This window comes from Bradyrhizobium cosmicum (assembly GCF_032290525.1).
GTDB lineage: Bacteria > Pseudomonadota > Alphaproteobacteria > Rhizobiales > Xanthobacteraceae > Bradyrhizobium > Bradyrhizobium cosmicum_A.
In genome coordinates, this window is record NZ_JASXTA010000442.1 from 1 (window position 1) to 249 (window position 249).

1 protein-coding gene is annotated in these 249 nt (G+C 65.5%); it reads right to left on the reverse strand.

The features are described 5' to 3' along the window. The coding region (locus QSV46_RS40500) for a hypothetical protein (RefSeq protein WP_314964325.1) at positions 1 to 249 on the reverse strand (249 nt) is incomplete at both ends.

Genomic DNA, 249 nt, shown 5'->3' on the forward strand with positions numbered 1-249 from the left:
TCCCTCGTCCTCGTCGCGGTCGTATTCCCTTGATATCGCGATGGTGTCGAGCGCGCGGCCGTCGGTGGTGGTGTAGATCTGCGCGTCGACGATGTTGGCGCCGGCGGACGCACAGGCGCCGGCGATGATCGACAGCAGCCAGGGATGGTCGGTGGCCAGTATCGTCAATTCGGTGACGCCGCGCGCCTCATCGAAGCCGACATTGATCGCGAGCTGATGCCCGGCCTGTTCGCTGGCGCGGATAAAGCG